This is a genomic window from Acinetobacter sp. (genome assembly GCF_050285345.1).
Classification (GTDB): Bacteria; Pseudomonadota; Gammaproteobacteria; order Pseudomonadales; family Moraxellaceae; genus Acinetobacter.
On the sequence record NZ_JBLZXR010000116.1, the window covers coordinates 1 to 16452 of the forward strand.

Here is a 16452-nt window from a genome sequence, read left to right on the forward strand (position 1 = left end):
ACCCCAACCTTGGCAAGGTTATGCTCTACCAACTGAGCTATTCCCGCATAGCCACGTATAATACATTAAGGATTTTTTAGGTCAATCACTTTATGAAAATCTGTGTACTGTTTGCATAAAATAAAAACAATTTCATTAAATATTCGAATTAATTCTGTCCAATTCCCTGAAAATAAGCCATTTGAAAGTGAATCCTGCGTATTTAAACCTGACTGAGACACAGGAACTTGGGCAATTACCAGTTATACTAAACGCAAGTGAAGTTTTTTGATTTGGGAGAAGTATTTTGAGTCTAGAACAGCAATTAATCGAGCGTTTACAAACTTTAGCGCCAACTCATTTGGAAGTGGTCAATGAGTCTGCAGGGCATGGCGGCTATTTCCCGGGTAAAGAATCACATTTTAAAGCGGTGATTGTTAGTGACGCATTTACAGGCTTGCGTTTAGTGCAACGTCACCAAAAAGTGTATGCCGTTGCTGGCGATTTACTTAGCCCAGGCCAAATTCATGCCTTAGCAATCCATGCATTTTTACCTGAAGAATGGAAAGGCCAAGATACATCAAGCCCTGAATGTGCCCATGCACCTAAATCGTCATAAGGTGACCCATGGAAACTCAATTACTGATTAAAATTATTCATATGTGTGGCGTTGCACTTGGTTGCTTCGCCATTTTGATTCGTGCGTTGACTTTGTTTAAAGGTACAGAAGGCAATTTACCCAACCCGAAGGGGCGTAAATTATTTGTGGCTTTACAACATGGTTCGATGACGCTGATTGCGCTTACAGGCCTGATTCTGTTGTATATGAAAAACTTTGATGTACAGCCATGGTTCTATGCCAAAATTGTCCTGTTTTTAGTTTTATTATCTTCTTTATCTAAAGCTTATAAAAAAGACGACAGTATTTTGCTAGGCCAGCGCCGTGCCGGTTTATTTATTGCAACAGTTGCGCTTATTTTCATCATGACATTGGTTATAATCAAACCAGTTTTTGGATAACGCATTTATCCAACTGGCCACTTTTCAGGGCCTGAGTAGAAAAATACAAAGATTAGAGGGTTTTGAATGCAAACGCGTGTAGTGTTTAACCAAAAAGGTGGTGTTGGTAAATCGAGTATTACCGTGAATCTTGCGGCAATGAGTGCACATCAAGGCTTGAAAACCTTAGTGATCGATCTCGATCCACAGGCCAATTCAAGCCAATATTTGTTGGGGGATGATGCAACGTATTCTGCCGATAAACCTGCGTTAGAACCAAATATTGAAAACTATTTTGAAGAGGTGTTGGGGACTCAGCAAAGTAAAGGGCTATTGGGTAATGCCATTGGTTCGATTCTTAAAAATCGTAGTAAGGGTCTGGAAAGTTATGTCCATGCTTCACCCTTTAAAAACTTAGATGTGATTCCTGCTAGTCCGAATTTAGGCGCTTTGGCGCATGCGTTGGAATCTAAACATAAAATTTATAAATTACGTGATGCCTTGCAGCAGATGATGGGGCAGTATGATCGTATTTTTATCGATACGCCACCTGCTTTTAATTTCTTTACGCTTTCTGCCTTGATTGCGGCCAATCGCGTACTTATTCCATTTGACTGTGATGTGTTTTCTAAACGTGCCTTACAGACCTTGATTGAAAATGTACTGGAAACGCAGGACGATCATAATGACCGTCTCGAAATTGAAGGCATTGTGGTCAATCAGTTTCAAGCCCAAGCCAAACTGCCGCGTGAAGTGGTGCAACAGTTGAAAGACGAAGGCTTGCCGGTGTTAGAAAGTATGCTGCCACCGTCGGTATTGATGAAAGAATCGCATCATAAAAATTTACCGTTAATCCATTTGGCTGCAGATCATAAATTGACGCAAGCCTATCAATCATTGTTCAATGAAATTGAGCAAAAGTAGTATCGAGAAATTTATGAAAACATATCAAATGGGTCTCGTTGCCCTCAGTACGCTTTTACTGGGCGCATGTGCCAGCACACCAAAACCTGCATATGTTTCACCGACTCAGTATCAGTCTTTAAGCTGTCAGCAATTACAAAGTGAATATAACCGTATCCATCAGTATATTGAAAATGGTGTGGAAACTCCAAAACGTACTGGTATGGGGGTTGGTGTGGGGCTTGGTGGTGGCTGGGGTAGTCGTGGCGGTTGGGGCATTGGTCCGAGTATTTCAGTCAATATGGGACAATCTTCAAATACCAAACGTACTGAACTTGCCCGTGTTTTAGGTGAGCAAGAGGCAATTGTTCAAGCGGCAAAATTCAAAGGCTGCCCAATTATTGTCAGAGCAAATTCGGCAACGCAAGCAAAATAAGTGAATATTATTTAAGCAGTAGCTAGAGCAACCTGCCTAAGAAAAATGTAATAAAAAATGTCAGCAGACCAAGGGTGTGCTGACATTTTTTTAATATATTGGTCATCAAACTGTCATCATTTTAAAGATCTAAGTCTCTGAAAAATAAAAATAGAAGCGCTAATTTATTAGCATGAAGTCGAGCTAAGACATTGATGCTCAATGATCTATTGCAGGAGGATTAAATTTTTATCTGACCTCAAGCGTACTTGTTTTTACAAATTATTTTCGGATAAGGTGTGCGCTTTAATAAAGTTGAACAGGTTTATATGATTGAGAGTTGGCTATTTGTATTTGCGATGATGGCGGTGCTGATGATTCCGGGTCCATCCAATGCATTATTGGCGAGCTCTGCACACCAACAAGGCATTGCGCAAACCGCGAAGCTGATTCCTGCCGAATTATTGGGGTATTTTTATGCCATTAATTTGTGGGCGCTGATTATTCATTTAAGTGCGCCGGTATGGCCAAACCTGATTCATCTCCTACATTTTCTTAGTATTGTCTATGTGCTGTGGTTAGCTTTTCATTTGTGGAAGTCTACGCATTTGCAGCAGTACAATCAAAAACACCCTTCGATTCAACCGCGTGAACTCTTTATCGCGTCATTAAAAAATCCCAAAGCACTCTTGTTTGCGGCAGGAATTTTTCCCTATGAAGCTTGGGAAACACCGCTGAACTTTGTCTCTGTTTTTGCTACATTTAGCTTGGTGCTATTCCCAGTTGCCTTATTGTGGATGTCTTTTGGTCGCGCCATTTTATCGGGGAAGATCCCAAAAATTAAAGCCGACCTCTTGTGTAAAGGATCGGCTTTAATTTTGATTCTATGTATGTTTCCAGTGGTATTCCGGTTTTTCTCTTAAATTCAAATTACCACTTATAATTTATGACTTTTTCAGCTTGGCACGAATAAAGCCAATGATACCCGGCAAGACACTGATGATAATAATGCCGAAAATCAGATGGGTAAAATTATCTTTTACAATCGGCATGTTGCCAAATAAATAGCCCAAGGCAATAAATGAGCCGACCCAGCAAATCGCACCAATCATATTATAAGTCAGAAAAAACTTATAATTCATGCTGCCTGCACCCGCGACAAAAGGTGCAAAGGTACGAGCAAAAGGAATAAAGCGTGCAAAAATAATGGTTTTACCACCATGTTTTTCAAAGAATTTTTGTGTGTTGACGAGATGCTGACGATTAATAAAGCGCGATTCGATTTCAAACACACGTGGCCCGATATATTTACCAATGTGGTAATTCAAGGTGTCGCCTAAAACAGCGGCAATGAACAGCAAAATCACCAATACCCAAGGATTCATTGCGCCTGTCGATGCAGCCAATGCACCCGCGGCAAAGAGTAGGCTATCACCGGGAAGAAAAGGCATTACCACTAAACCGGTTTCTACAAAAATAATCAGGAACAGAATTGCATAAATCCATACGCCATAATTGGTAATGAACTCGAGTAAATGTTCATCAACATGTAATATAAAATCAATCAGTTCCATGAGTCTTAAATGCGTAAAAAGGTGCTCAGATGCTATCAGCCCATGTCATTAAAGTCAGTATAAAAACGTAATTAATTTCCAAAATGATCGTGGCGTATATGGGATGATGGATATGGATAAATCGTCTGATAATGCGTTGGTTTTGGGCCCTGTCCGAATAGTGTGCGAAAGCCCAAGAAAAATGCTAGAATACCGCGCTTATATTCGTTGCCTGCATAGTTGTTTGCCATGACTACCAATACCCAAATTACTGAAGACCGTATCCTGATTTTGGATTTCGGTTCTCAATATAGCCAGCTTATTGCACGTCGTGTACGTGAAGCTGGTGTTTATTCAGAAATGTACGCATTTGATATGTCTGAAGAAGACATTCGTGCATTTAACCCAAACGGGATCATTCTTTCAGGTGGTCCAGAAAGTGTTCATGAAGAAGGTAGTCCACGCGCACCGCAAATTGTATTTGAACTCGGTGTACCTGTTTTAGGGATTTGCTATGGTCTACAAACCATGTCAGAACAACTTGGTGGTAAAGTAGCGCCGGGTACTGTACATGAATTTGGTTATGCAGAAGTTGATATTAAAGTTCGTGATGCTTTAATTGGTGACCTTGAAGATACTAAAGATCAGTTAAAAGTTTGGATGAGTCATGGCGATAAAGTGACTCAAATTCCAGAAGGTTTCCAAATCACCGCAAGCACACCAAGCTGTCCAGTGGCAATGGTGTCTGATGAGAAACGTCGTTTCTACGGTATTCAGTTCCACCCAGAAGTAACACACACTGCAAAAGGTGCTGAATTACTGTCTAACTTTGTTCACGGCGTATGTGGTTGCCGTAACTTGTGGAACTCTGAAAATATTATCGATCTTCGCGTACAACAATTACGTGAACAAATCGGTGATGAAAAAGTATTGCTTGGTCTTTCTGGCGGTGTCGATTCATCAGTTGTTGCAGCGCTTTTACACCGTGCAATCGGTGATCAATTGACGTGCGTATTTGTTGATAACGGCTTACTTCGTTTGAACGAAGGTGAGCAAGTGATGGATATGTTTGCGAAAAACATGGGGATCCGTGTAATCCGTGCTGACGCTGAAAATCGTTTCCTCACTGCGCTTGCAGGTGAAGTTGATCCTGAGAAAAAACGTAAAATCATCGGCCGTGAATTCATTGAAGTGTTTGCTGAAGAAGCACGTAAATTAGATGGCGTAAACTTCCTTGCTCAAGGTACGATTTACCCAGACGTGATTGAGTCTGCGGCAAGTAAACAAGGTAAAGCACACGTGATTAAATCACACCACAATGTGGGTGGTTTACCAGAAGATTTAGCGTTTGAATTGGTTGAGCCAATCCGTGACTTGTTTAAAGATGAAGTACGCCGTTTAGGTACAACTTTAGGTCTTCCGCACGAAATGCTTTACCGTCATCCATTCCCAGGTCCGGGTCTAGGTGTACGTATTTTGGGTGAAGTGAAAAAAGAATATGCAGACATCCTTCGTCTAGCAGATGACATCTTTATGCAAGAACTTCGCGCAAGCGGTTGGTATGACAAAACTGCGCAAGCATTTGCAGTGTTCCAACCAGTGAAATCTGTAGGTGTAGTCGGTGATGGTCGCCGTTATGCATGGGTCATTGCACTGCGTGCTGTTGAAACTGTGGATTTTATGACTGCACGTTTTGCACACCTTCCTTATGATCTTGTAGATAAAATTTCGACTCGTATCATGAACGAAATTGCAGAAGTTTCTCGTGTAGTTTATGACGTGTCATCTAAGCCACCAGCTACGATTGAATGGGAGTAATTTAGGGATTTCGGACAGCACTGCTGTCCGCCTAAATTACGCCAAGAGCTACGCTTGCGGCAGTTTGGGATTTTAAGAAGCCAAGCTTCTTGCCTAAATTACGGCAAAGGCTATGCCTGCGCCAGACTGGGATTTCAAGTAGTACAGTTGTTTGGCCAGTTTTGCGCAATATGCGCGTGGCCGTTTGGGCATGTAGAATTATTCAAAAAAAGAGCGCTTTTGCGCTCTTTTTTATTGTCTAAATATTTTATTTATAAACAATCGACCATGATGGATCATTTTGATTTTCGAGTTTTGATTCACCTTTAGTTTTATGTGTAAATGACTTCCATGCTTTGGTGGTTTTCCTTTTTGGTTTCATCGTTGGATCATAACGCTCAACACGATTTCGCCCATTTTCTTTCGCCCGATAAAGCGCAATATCGGCTTGTTTAATCAATTCATTTAAATTTTGCGTATGTGATTTTAACTGGGAGACTCCAATCGATACGGTGAAGTGAATTTGATGATGCGAGTGATCAAGTAACATTTGTTTTTGAATACTTAAGCGAATCCGTTCCGCAATCAGCATAGCATCCTGAATCTGTGTCTCAGAAAGTAGCACAATAAATTCTTCGCCACCAAAACGTGCCAACACATCTTTGTGGCGCATTTCTTTACGCGTTGTTTCAGCAATCAGTTGTAAGACTTGGTCGCCCACATCATGCCCATAACTATCATTGATCTTTTTAAAATGATCGACATCAAACATCAGTAAGCAAGTACTTGCGGGCGTTGGCCATTCATGAATGCGATGTTCTGCCAACTGAACAAACTGACGGCGGTTATAGAGTTGAGTTAATTCATCTGTATGTGCTAGATTTTTAAGCGTATGCATATTCCAGTCATCTAACAAGGTGCGTAAAAAATACCGACGTGCATTGAGTGTATTATTCCAACTCATGTGTAGGCTGATCATCCAAACAGGGATAGAAACCACCACAAAAATCAGCGCCTGTTGCCAAGCCAAGATGTGTATTACCGCAAAATAGACCAGAAGAGTAATGAAACCTGAACAATAAAGCGCAGGTTTAAATTGCGTTTGCACCGAAATATTGGCGATCAAGATAAAAATCGCTGCACCATAAATATAGGAACTGACCAATGGGCTATTTGATGCCAACAATAAACCAATCCAGATCGCTGTGCAGCAGACCGTTCCAATCGGTAAAATCATGTCTAAGATGCGGATGTCTTGTTTGTTTCTAAATAAATAAAAACAAACGACTAATGCAATGATAATCATTGTTACACGAGACAGACCTGACCAAAAAAACATGTCAGGAATGATTAGCATATCGGCGAAGAAGTACAGCAGAAAGGTAATTTGCGCAATGTAATTGACTTGGCGTAGATAAGGCAGTTGATGCGTATACTGATGCTTTAGAAAATAACTTCTAAACTGGGTGGGGATACGCGCATAAGGGTCTGCAAGTGCTTGTTCAATCTCAACACGATTTGCAAGATCACATTCAGACAACTTCAACATATGTGATTGATTTTCAACATCCTTGTGAACAGACGAATCAGTTCGGGAACTCATTCGCACATCAACCGACATGACCTTTCTCCAGTAACAAAATACGCTTAAAAAAATTATGGATAAAAAGTCGTCAGAATGATCTACCTGAAAATAGGTATATTGAGAATTAAGCGTTAAAAAGCATTAAATGAATGTTACGAGATATGTTTTTAACATGCTGTTTTATATATTGAAATTAAATTATTTAGCAGCTTTTATTTGATAAAGCACATAAGCTATCAAGTGAATCACACGATTATCGTTCACAATTTTTTGCCAGAATTCAGCCATTTTTGAATTTCACAGGTATTTTTTTGCTATAAAGCAGGCTCAGTACAACGTATTTTTATGGATATATATGACCTAAAACTGCGAAATCGGCGACTAGAAAAACCGTATTCAACTTATGCATCCTCCATGTGCTTTGATGAATGAGATATGTCATATTAGGCAACAAAAAAGTTATTGTTCTATTGCTGTGATTCAGCGTATTAATTACAGCCTAAGATGATTAAAAATATGCGGATATAATGGAAAAAATTGACAGCAATAGCCGCGTAAAATCGGGTTAGCCAAATTTAGGGAAGTGATATGACCAACACCAATTACACAGAATTATCCTATTCAGACGATTGCGAAAAATACATCAACCAGTTTATTCAGGAATTTCCGCTGCGTAGTGCAGAGATTGGTCAAGGTACGGTCATTAAACGTGCTTTACCGAGTCGCCATAAACGTATGATTGGTGCATGGTGCTTCCTTGATCATGCTGGCCCTGTGCATTTTCCACAAGGCGATGGTCTGGATGTTGGCCCACATCCGCATATGGGGTTGCAGACTTTTACGTGGATGATTGATGGCACCATGATGCATACCGATAGTCTGGGAACGCATCAGTTAATTCAGCCAAAACAGGTGAATTTGATGACAGCGGGTTACGGTATTTCCCATACTGAAGTTGCGCCTGAAACCGAGACACAAATGCATGCCGCTCAGCTGTGGATTGCACTGCCAGATGACAAAATTAATATGGCGCCACAATTTGATCATTACCCAGAATTGCCCGTGGTCAGCCAAGATGGCATTGATTTTACGGTATTGGTCGGTGAGTTTTTAGCAACACGTTCACCCGTGCAAGTTCACAGTGAATTATTGGGGATTGATTTATCTGCAACAGAAAGTTGTAGCTCAATCTTACCGTTGAATCCTAAATTCGAATATGGCTTTATGGTTTTAGAAGGCACAGCAACGGTCAATGGGCATGAGCTGAATGACGATAATATGGTGGTATTAGAGCCGGGGCTGACGCAAGTCAAAGTTGATATTCATGCGGGGAGCCGAGTCTTACTGCTGGGAGGTGAGCCATTTGAGTCACCAATTTTATTGTGGTGGAACTTTGTTGGACGTAGCCAAGAAGAGCTACGCATTGCACGTGAACAATGGATTAATCAGGACGAGCGTTTTGGTTCAATTCCTGATTATGAAGGGCCACGATTAGAGGCGCCGACGTTCCCAGAAAAAATGCGTCCATCACGTTAATTTTTAAGCACATCTCTATGCTTTTGTTTCAATCAACGTGAAATTGAAATACTGCGTACTTGAGGATTTTAAGTACGCAAGGCATAAAACAATAAAAGGAAATTTTAAAATGGGTATTGTCGCTACTGCGAAAGTCCAAACACGTACAGCATCTTGGTCAGGTGACATCCAAACGGGCAAACATCAGCTCATCACCGATAAACCAGAATCCTTTGGTGGTGGAGACCTTGGTCCTGCACCTTATGATTTACTCTGCTCAGCGCTCATTTCTTGTAGCATGATCACTTTGCGGATGTATGCAGCGCATAAGCACATCAATTTTGGTGAGTTCAGTGTCGAAGCGGAGTTTTGTGCCAATCGTGAAGGGGAAGAGTGGATGGAACGACGTTTGCATTTTCAAACACCTTTGGAGGCTGAATTACAGCAAAAAGTCCTCGCGATTTGTGAAAAAACCCCAGTGACCAAAACGTTATTGCGTAGTGTAGAGATCAAGACCGTACTGGTTTAAACAGAAAAAGTTATAAAAATTCTGGTTTTGAGGTGTAGGTAATACCATTAAAAACCAGAGCACGGTCAGTGCCCTATAAAACTGAATCACTTTGAAAATAGAAAAGAATAAAATCTGTGAGATTAAAGTATTTCTCAATTCAGAAGGAATAAGAACTTAAAACACAGTATTGGGTGAAATGAACACAACTTAGCTGACGTGATAGAGGCGTTCTTTCGGGAAAACCACTTTAAAGATCGAGCCACGATTCTCTTTAGACTCCACTTCTAAATAGGCCTGATGTTGCATCAACACATGTTTTACAATTGCCAGACCTAAACCTGTTCCACCCGTTTGGCGGCTACGTGCACTATCAACACGATAAAAACGTTCAGTCAGTCGAGGTAAATGTTTCGGGTCAATCCCGATGCCAGTGTCTTCAACGGTAAAGTAGCCATGCGTTCCATCATCATGCCAGCCGATGGTCACGGTTCCACCTTTCGGGGTGTATTTAATCGCATTGGTAATCAAGTTGCTAAAGGCACTGGCCAATTCCATATCTGAACCAATCAAGTCGCAATGGCTGTCAATTTCCAAATTTAGCGTATGGCCATAATCGACATTGTAGGCATGTGCATCATCATACAGTTGGTTCATCAGACTTGGCATTTCAATGATCTGATTTTTAGCGACTTTTTTGTCATTTTCTAAACGGGATAACAACAATAAATCATTCACCAAAGCATTCATACGCCGTGTTTGTGACTGCATTTGGTCAAAGGCACGTTTCCAACGCGGATTCAGGTCTTCTTGGTCGGTAAAGGTTTCGATATAACCGCTGAGTACCGTCAATGGGGTGCGTAATTCATGTGAAATATTGTCCACAAAGTCTTTACGCATTTGTTCAAGGTTGTGCATACGGGTGACATCATACGCGACCAGTAAATGACTTTCACGACCAAAACGAGTCAGTTTGACTTGAACATAATGGTCTTCGAGCACAGAGGATTTCATTTTTAAGCCATCGGGCGCCAAATCAATATTGTTAAAATACTCAATAAAATTGGGCTGACGCAAAATACTCAAAATGTTGCGGCCCTGATCTAATTGTTGAATTCCGAGGAGTTTTTCAGCGGCAGGATTCCACCATTCAATTTGATGTAATTCGTCAATTAATACCACCGCTTCGGCCAAGGCCACCAAAGAGGATTGAGCTCGGTCGATGAGACCCACCATTTCGGCTTGCACAATCCGTTCTTGACGCTGTGCACGGTAGACATTGAACAGTAATGCGCCCCAAATACCATCAAGATTTGGCGGAACATCGTAAGGTCGGTTCGAAATCCATTCATTCACCAAATACAGGGAACGCAGCTGCAGGGCAAAAAATACCGCACAGGCAATAAAAATGCAGATCCATAAATATCCAATCCCAAAACCAATCAATGCCGCAATGAGCAGGAAAAACGCTAACAGTCTTAAATCCTGCTTGGCAAAGGTCCATAAACTGCTGTAACGGAACTTTTGGTGTTCATTGGCAAGTTCAGGGACGGGATAAGGTTCGTACATATAAAATTAAAGACCTAATAATTAACCCAATACGGCATCTGCACGGGTCGAGAAACGGTAACCTGTACCTCGAACGGTTTGTACATAGCGGTCAGCATTAAAAGGTTCTAACACTTTACGCAAACGACGAATATGTACATCAATGGTGCGGTCTTCAATATACACGTTTCCGCCCCAAACTTGATCAAGTAATTGTGCGCGCGTATAAGCCCGTTCAGGATGCGTCATGAAAAAGGCTAACAGACGGTATTCTGTTGGACCCATTTCCAAAATAGAATTTTCAAAGCTAACGCGTTGACTAACAGGATCAAGGACTAAGCCATTGGCATCGATGGTCTTTTCACCACCTAAGGCATTAGAACGGCGCAGTACCGCTTTAATTCGAGACACCAACTCACGGGTGGAAAAAGGTTTGGTCATGTAGTCATCTGCCCCAGCGTCGAGACCTTGCACTTTGTGGTCTTCTTCTCCGCGAGCAGTCAACATGATCACTGGAATTTCAGAAAGGTTTTCGTCTCGTTTTAAACGGCGACATAAATCGACACCGCTCACACCACCGGGCATCATCCAATCAAGTAATACCAAGGCAGGGCGCTGGTCCACAATCATTTGATGTGCTTGTTTCGCATCTTCCGCTTGCTGACATTGAAAACCAGCCATATCCAGCGAAGTGTGGATCATTTCCCGAATCGGGAGTTCGTCGTCGACGATTAAAATATAGTCATCTTTCACAGCGCAATACCCTATTTCATGTAAACGGTGGACCGTTTTATATTTATGACAGGCTTATTACAAAGATTAATTATGACAGTATCATTGCAAAAGTGGTCTTTCACTGTGCTTTAGAAAGAAATTGTGACAAATTAAGGGCGCAAAGCTGCAAGAATACGGGTTTTGCATCATTGGGTCGTCATACAAAAATGTTTATGCAGAAATGTAAATGTCATCTTATGCGCTCAATTCTTTATTTTTTGCGCTCATTTTGAGCTTGCTGAGGTGCTTTTTTAGAAAACACTTCGAGCAATGCCAAAAATACCGCGCTACAGGAAGACAGCACTTCTTCCATCGGTTGTTTATAGTCACTCATGACCCAACGAATGGCGATTTGAGTAACGTAACCATTTAATCCAGTGGCAATCATCGAAATTTCACGCTCAGAACGGTCAATATTCGGCATCATCAACATAACAAAGGCATGAATCATACGGTCGAAGCGTGACATGGTTTCATGAATAGTGGCCTGATTATGTAGCTCCTGAACCAGCATGGCATCAATATAAATAATCCGTGCCATACGGGGATTATTTTTTAAAGTCATCAGGAGGGCAATCAAACCGGCTTCAATCATTTTTTTCGGATCAGTCGATGCCTGCATAATGGCTTGCATGACATTTTGCTGTAACTCATCAATCAGTTTTAAAAAAATGGTTTGAAATAGCTGTTCACTTTTCTTAAAAGATTCATAGAAATAGCGCTCAGTCAGTTTTGCTTCTTGACAAATATCTTTCACTGTCACAGAGAAAAAACCATGACTCCCATAGGCTTCAATCCCAGCTTCAATCAGTTTTTCACGGCGCGCCTGCTTGCGCTCGCTGAGTGAAAGTCCTTTAAATTGACGTTCTTTCACATTTTTGGCCTGTTGTTGTTCTGTAGAGGGAGTTGCATCGGTCATGAAAATATACGCTGAAATCAGTCAGAATGTGTGGCTATCTTAGCAATAAATTCAGCCCAAACCTATGTTTAAACCTTGTTCAATGTGACATATCATCCGTCCTAAGATGACATTGACAATATAAATTGTCAAAACTATATTAATGCCAAGCACTGCACATCTTTGCGTTTTTGATCACAATCCAGATGCGATGGGCAGCATAAAGAAAAAGGAATCAGCATGAAAAATTTCAAAAATAAAGTGGCTGCCATTACTGGTGCGGGTTCGGGGATCGGTCAGCAATTGGCGGTATTATTGGCAAAACAGGGGTGTCATCTGTCGCTGAGCGATGTCAATGAACAAGGTCTGGCTGCTACAGCAGACTTAGTCAAAGCACAGAATGTCCGTGTGACTACACAGAAACTCGATGTATCTGATCTTGCGGCTATGAAAGCTTGGGCAGCGCAAACAGTCAAAGATCATGGTTCAGTGAACATGATCTTTAACAATGCCGGGGTGGCTTTGGGCACGACGGTGGAAGGTGCAAGCTACGAAGAACTGGAATGGATTGTCAATATTAACTTCTGGGGTGTAGTGTATGGTACCAAAGAATTTTTGCCATACATTAAGCAAAGTGGTGAAGGGCATATTATTAATATTTCCAGTTTGTTTGGTTTAACGGCGCAGCCAACACAGTCGGCTTATAATGCGACCAAATTTGCCGTGCGTGGTTTTACTGAATCTTTACGTCAAGAACTCGACATTGAAAACTGTGGCGTGAGTGCGCTGTGTGTTCATCCGGGTGGCATTCGTACCAATATTGCCAATGCTGCAAAAATGAATGACAGCTTGAAAAGCTTGGGTATGAATCCACAGAAATCAGCACAGTCTTTTAATAAATTTCTGCGTTGCCCACCAGAGGAAGCTGCACGTCAAATTATTGAGGCGGTGCAAAAAGACAAACGTCGTCTTTTGATTGGGAATGATGCGAAAGTTATTGATTTAATTCAACGCTTCTTGCCAACAGGCTATCAAAAGCTGACAGCGATGGCGACAAAATTTGGTCAGTAATATCTCAATTTTTTAAGTCCAAAGCCCGCAGATCGCGGGCTTTTTTATGCAACATAAAAACTCAGAAATGATGTGGTTTGTATCGCTATGTGATTTAAAACCTATGCGTTTATTGCGATGAACAGTTCCAAAAAATGATCAGCCAAGTATTGTCGCTGTCTATAACAAGGCTTTGATGGCTTTCTTTTTCCACACAAACTGATAGTACAGCCCTTGCAAGACACAGAGGCTGACAAAAGCCAAAGCATAAGCATACCAAATACCTTTTAAGCCCCACCATTCGCTAAATAAATAGGCACAAGGGACTTCAATCAGTAGAATGGCGAAAATGTTGATCATCATTGGTACAGTTACGGTACCACTGGCCCGCATAATCGAAGCAAAAATTGCACTTGCACCGAAGAATAGAATTGACCACAACACAATAAACAGTAGCTCTTGACCTAGCATCACCACGTTGGGATCGGTAATAAATAATGCCATTAAATATTTCGAGAACAGATAACCCAAAGCGACCAATGTTCCGGTAATCATGATATTCATACCTAAAGCGGTACGTTTCACTTTATTCAATAACTCAGACTTTCCTGCACCAATCGCTTGTGCTGCAAAAATAGAGGCTGCAATGGCAATCGATAATGCTGGAAATTGTATATAGTTCAAGACCTGATTGACTGCACCATAAGCCGCTGTGGCATCGGCGCCATGACGATTGACCAAACCGACAATCACCAAACCTGCAACCGAGGTGGTCACCATCTGGATTCCTGTTGGGATGCCGAGTCGTAAAATAATTTTACTCAAATCATGCTGATGCCGAATATGACGCAGTAATTCAAGATCAGGTTTTAGGGGATGATTTTTCTTATTTAAATAAAAATACAGGAAAATTAAAGCGATGCAGAAACCGATATGGGTGGCAATTGCTGGAGCGATAATCCCCATTTGTGGAAAACCAAATTTTCCTGCAATCAAAATCGGAGTGATGATCAGCCCTGTCCCAATGGTCATGCCTGACGCAATCAGTGGGGTGGTACTATCGCCGACACCACGCAGAATCGAAGTGTAAATAATATAGATAAATAATAGCGGACTTCCTGCAAGCATCCATTGTACATAAGGCAAAGATAAGTGCATCACCTCAGGGCCGGTACCGAGCGCCAATAAAATCGGCTTGGCAAAGATCACTCCTAAAAAGGCAATCACGCTTCCGCCAATCAGGGTCATAAATAAGGTGGAACCGACGACGGTACGGACTTTTTCAAGGTTCTGAGCGCCCCATGCTTGTCCAACCAGTACCGTTGCGCCTGCCGATAAACCAATCACAAAAGCCATGAGACAGAACAAAATCGGAAAAAATACCGCCACAGCCGCAATCGCATGTACCCCCAACATTTGGCCGACAAATACCGTGTTAATCGTCCCCGATAAGTTTTGTAAAATATTGGTCGCAATCAACGGCAACAGAAAAACCAAGAAGGTTTTCCAGAGATTTTGTTGCGTAATGAGAGATTGCTGCTTCGACATCAGAATATCCTGTAGGTGATATTTTTATCATTTTCGGCTCTTGCTAACACTAGCATGCTTAGAGATAAAAAAGCCTGAGTTTTTAAGTAACTAAGGCTTCATTTTTTCTACACGAATGGTCTGAAATTCCGAAGATTTAGACTGCCGATAAAATTTCAGCAGCACGATCTAGCGTTGTATCTTGTTTGGCAAAACAAAAACGTAATAAACGTAAATCTTTTGGTGGATCTTGATAAAACACCGAAACTGGAATCGCGACAATTTTATGCTGTTCTGCGAGGAGTTGGCACATATCGACATCGTTTAAATCAGGGCGAATATGACGATAATCGAGATTTTGAAAATAGGTGCCGGCAGAAGGAATCACGCCAAACCGAGACTGAGAAATACCTTGATGAAAGCGGTCACGTTTGGCTTGGTAAAATGCTGAAAGTTCTGCAATATGTTCTGGATGCTCGGTCATAAAATTAGCCAAAGCCACTTGTACCGGAGTCACGCCACAAAAATTGGCAAACTGATAAATCTGACGGAACACTTGCATCAAGGCAGGTGCTGCAATGCAATAACCGGTTTTCCAGCCAGTGACATGAAAAGTTTTACCAAAAGAGCCGACCACAAAACTACGTTCACGTAGTTCCGGAAAAGACAGTGCAGAAAGATGCTGGCGACCGTCATAAATCAGATGTTCATAGACTTCATCCGACAGCACCACAGTATTTTTATTTTGAATCAGTTGAATTAACGTCAACCAATCTTCACGGCTCCACACTGCACCGCTTGGGTTGTGTGGTGTATTGACAATGACCATGCGGGTTTTTTCATTGATGACCTGTTCTACCCGATTCCAGTCCACCGCAAACGTTGTTGAATTGAGCGGAATATGGATCGGTTTTGCACCGACCAATTTCACACTTGGCGCATAACTATCATAACTGGGATCAAAAATAATCACTTCATCACCAGCCTGAACCACCGCCTGAATCGCGCTGAAAATCCCAATGGTTGCACCGGGTGTGATCGTTACTTCAGTCAAAGGATCAATGGGAATTTGATCGCGCTGCACAAAGAGCTTAACCAATTGCTCACGTAAACTGAGTAGGCCATCACCGGGCGCATATTGATTAAACCCATGCTGCGTGGCCTGACACAGTGCATCAAGTAACGCTGGTGGTGCAGGAAAATCAGGAAAACCTTGAGAAAGATTCAGGGCATTTAGGCGCTGTGCCATCGCACTCATGACGCTAAAAATCGTCACGCCTTGAGCAGGAAGTTTTGATTCAATTTGGATCATGGAAGGTTGGAATTTTTATCACTTGGAGCGTAAAACCTCGTGGTTCAGCACGAGGATATAAGCGACTGGCGTAAGCCATACGACATGGA

The 16452-nt window shown here is 41.7% G+C and carries 16 protein-coding genes; 9 read left to right on the forward strand and 7 right to left on the reverse strand.

Annotated features, from left to right (window positions below):
• The first annotated feature begins 286 nt into the window (after positions 1-286).
• The 5 genes from ACN6OV_RS09890 to ACN6OV_RS09910 all read left to right on the forward strand — a co-directional run bounded on the left by ACN6OV_RS09890 (position 287) and on the right by ACN6OV_RS09910 (position 3219).
• Positions 287-598 carry a BolA family protein gene (locus tag ACN6OV_RS09890; protein ID WP_427952501.1) on the forward strand — a complete coding sequence of 104 codons (312 nt, stop codon included), beginning with the start codon at positions 287-289 and terminating at the stop codon, positions 596-598.
• Positions 599-606: 8 nt separating this feature from the next.
• Positions 607-999, forward strand: coding sequence for a SirB2 family protein (locus tag ACN6OV_RS09895; RefSeq protein WP_427952503.1), 393 nt, complete (start codon positions 607-609; stop codon positions 997-999).
• Between the two features lie 66 nt (positions 1000-1065).
• On the forward strand, positions 1066-1902 hold the full coding sequence (locus tag ACN6OV_RS09900; protein WP_427952505.1) for a ParA family protein: 837 nt from the start codon (positions 1066-1068) through the stop codon (positions 1900-1902).
• Positions 1903-1915: 13 nt separating this feature from the next.
• Positions 1916-2317: a hypothetical protein gene (locus ACN6OV_RS09905; protein WP_427952507.1), complete on the forward strand. Its 402-nt coding sequence runs from the start codon at positions 1916-1918 to the stop codon at positions 2315-2317.
• Between the two features lie 308 nt (positions 2318-2625).
• Positions 2626-3219, forward strand: coding sequence for a LysE family translocator (locus tag ACN6OV_RS09910; protein ID WP_427952531.1), 594 nt, complete (start codon positions 2626-2628; stop codon positions 3217-3219).
• A 21-nt stretch (positions 3220-3240) separates the two neighbouring features.
• Here ACN6OV_RS09910 and ACN6OV_RS09915 read toward each other — a convergent pair whose 3' ends face one another.
• Entirely contained in the window at positions 3241-3870 is a 630-nt protein-coding gene (locus ACN6OV_RS09915; RefSeq protein WP_427952509.1) for a DedA family protein, read from the reverse strand.
• Positions 3871-4098: 228 nt separating this feature from the next.
• On the opposite strand from ACN6OV_RS09915, the gene guaA reads away from it, so the two are divergent.
• Positions 4099-5667: a glutamine-hydrolyzing GMP synthase gene (gene guaA, locus ACN6OV_RS09920; RefSeq protein WP_427952511.1), complete on the forward strand. Its 1569-nt coding sequence runs from the start codon at positions 4099-4101 to the stop codon at positions 5665-5667.
• A 247-nt stretch (positions 5668-5914) separates the two neighbouring features.
• Here guaA and ACN6OV_RS09925 read toward each other — a convergent pair whose 3' ends face one another.
• Positions 5915-7249 (reverse strand): diguanylate cyclase, encoded by a 1335-nt coding sequence (locus ACN6OV_RS09925; RefSeq protein WP_427952513.1) that lies wholly within the window; start codon positions 7247-7249, stop codon positions 5915-5917.
• A 570-nt stretch (positions 7250-7819) separates the two neighbouring features.
• Between ACN6OV_RS09925 and ACN6OV_RS09930 the strand changes: the two genes are divergently transcribed.
• Together ACN6OV_RS09930 and ACN6OV_RS09935 are read left to right on the forward strand one after the other, a co-directional pair.
• Positions 7820-8767 carry a pirin family protein gene (locus tag ACN6OV_RS09930; RefSeq protein WP_427952515.1) on the forward strand — a complete coding sequence of 316 codons (948 nt, stop codon included), beginning with the start codon at positions 7820-7822 and terminating at the stop codon, positions 8765-8767.
• Between the two features lie 109 nt (positions 8768-8876).
• A complete protein-coding gene (locus ACN6OV_RS09935; RefSeq protein WP_427952517.1) occupies positions 8877-9275 on the forward strand; it encodes an OsmC family protein in 399 nt (132 codons plus the stop codon).
• A gap of 189 nt (positions 9276-9464) precedes the next feature.
• Here ACN6OV_RS09935 and phoR read toward each other — a convergent pair whose 3' ends face one another.
• The 3 genes from phoR to ACN6OV_RS09950 form a co-directional block, all read right to left on the reverse strand.
• Positions 9465-10823, reverse strand: coding sequence for a phosphate regulon sensor histidine kinase PhoR (gene phoR, locus ACN6OV_RS09940; RefSeq protein WP_427952519.1), 1359 nt, complete (start codon positions 10821-10823; stop codon positions 9465-9467).
• Between the two features lie 21 nt (positions 10824-10844).
• Positions 10845-11555 (reverse strand): phosphate regulon transcriptional regulator PhoB, encoded by a 711-nt coding sequence (phoB, locus tag ACN6OV_RS09945; protein ID WP_427952521.1) that lies wholly within the window; start codon positions 11553-11555, stop codon positions 10845-10847.
• Positions 11556-11787: 232 nt separating this feature from the next.
• Positions 11788-12495, reverse strand: coding sequence for a TetR/AcrR family transcriptional regulator (locus tag ACN6OV_RS09950; protein ID WP_427952523.1), 708 nt, complete (start codon positions 12493-12495; stop codon positions 11788-11790).
• Between the two features lie 219 nt (positions 12496-12714).
• Between ACN6OV_RS09950 and ACN6OV_RS09955 the strand changes: the two genes are divergently transcribed.
• The gene (locus ACN6OV_RS09955) at positions 12715-13545 is read left to right on the forward strand and encodes an SDR family NAD(P)-dependent oxidoreductase (protein WP_427952525.1); all 831 of its coding nucleotides are present in this window, start codon (positions 12715-12717) and stop codon (positions 13543-13545) included.
• Positions 13546-13704: 159 nt separating this feature from the next.
• Here ACN6OV_RS09955 and ACN6OV_RS09960 read toward each other — a convergent pair whose 3' ends face one another.
• Complete coding sequence (locus ACN6OV_RS09960; RefSeq protein ID WP_427952527.1) at positions 13705-15072, reverse strand: MATE family efflux transporter; 1368 nt, start codon at positions 15070-15072, stop codon at positions 13705-13707.
• A gap of 136 nt (positions 15073-15208) precedes the next feature.
• Positions 15209-16363, reverse strand: a complete 1155-nt coding sequence (locus tag ACN6OV_RS09965) for a methionine aminotransferase (protein WP_427952529.1) — start codon at positions 16361-16363, stop codon at positions 15209-15211.
• Positions 16364-16452 lie beyond the last annotated feature (89 nt).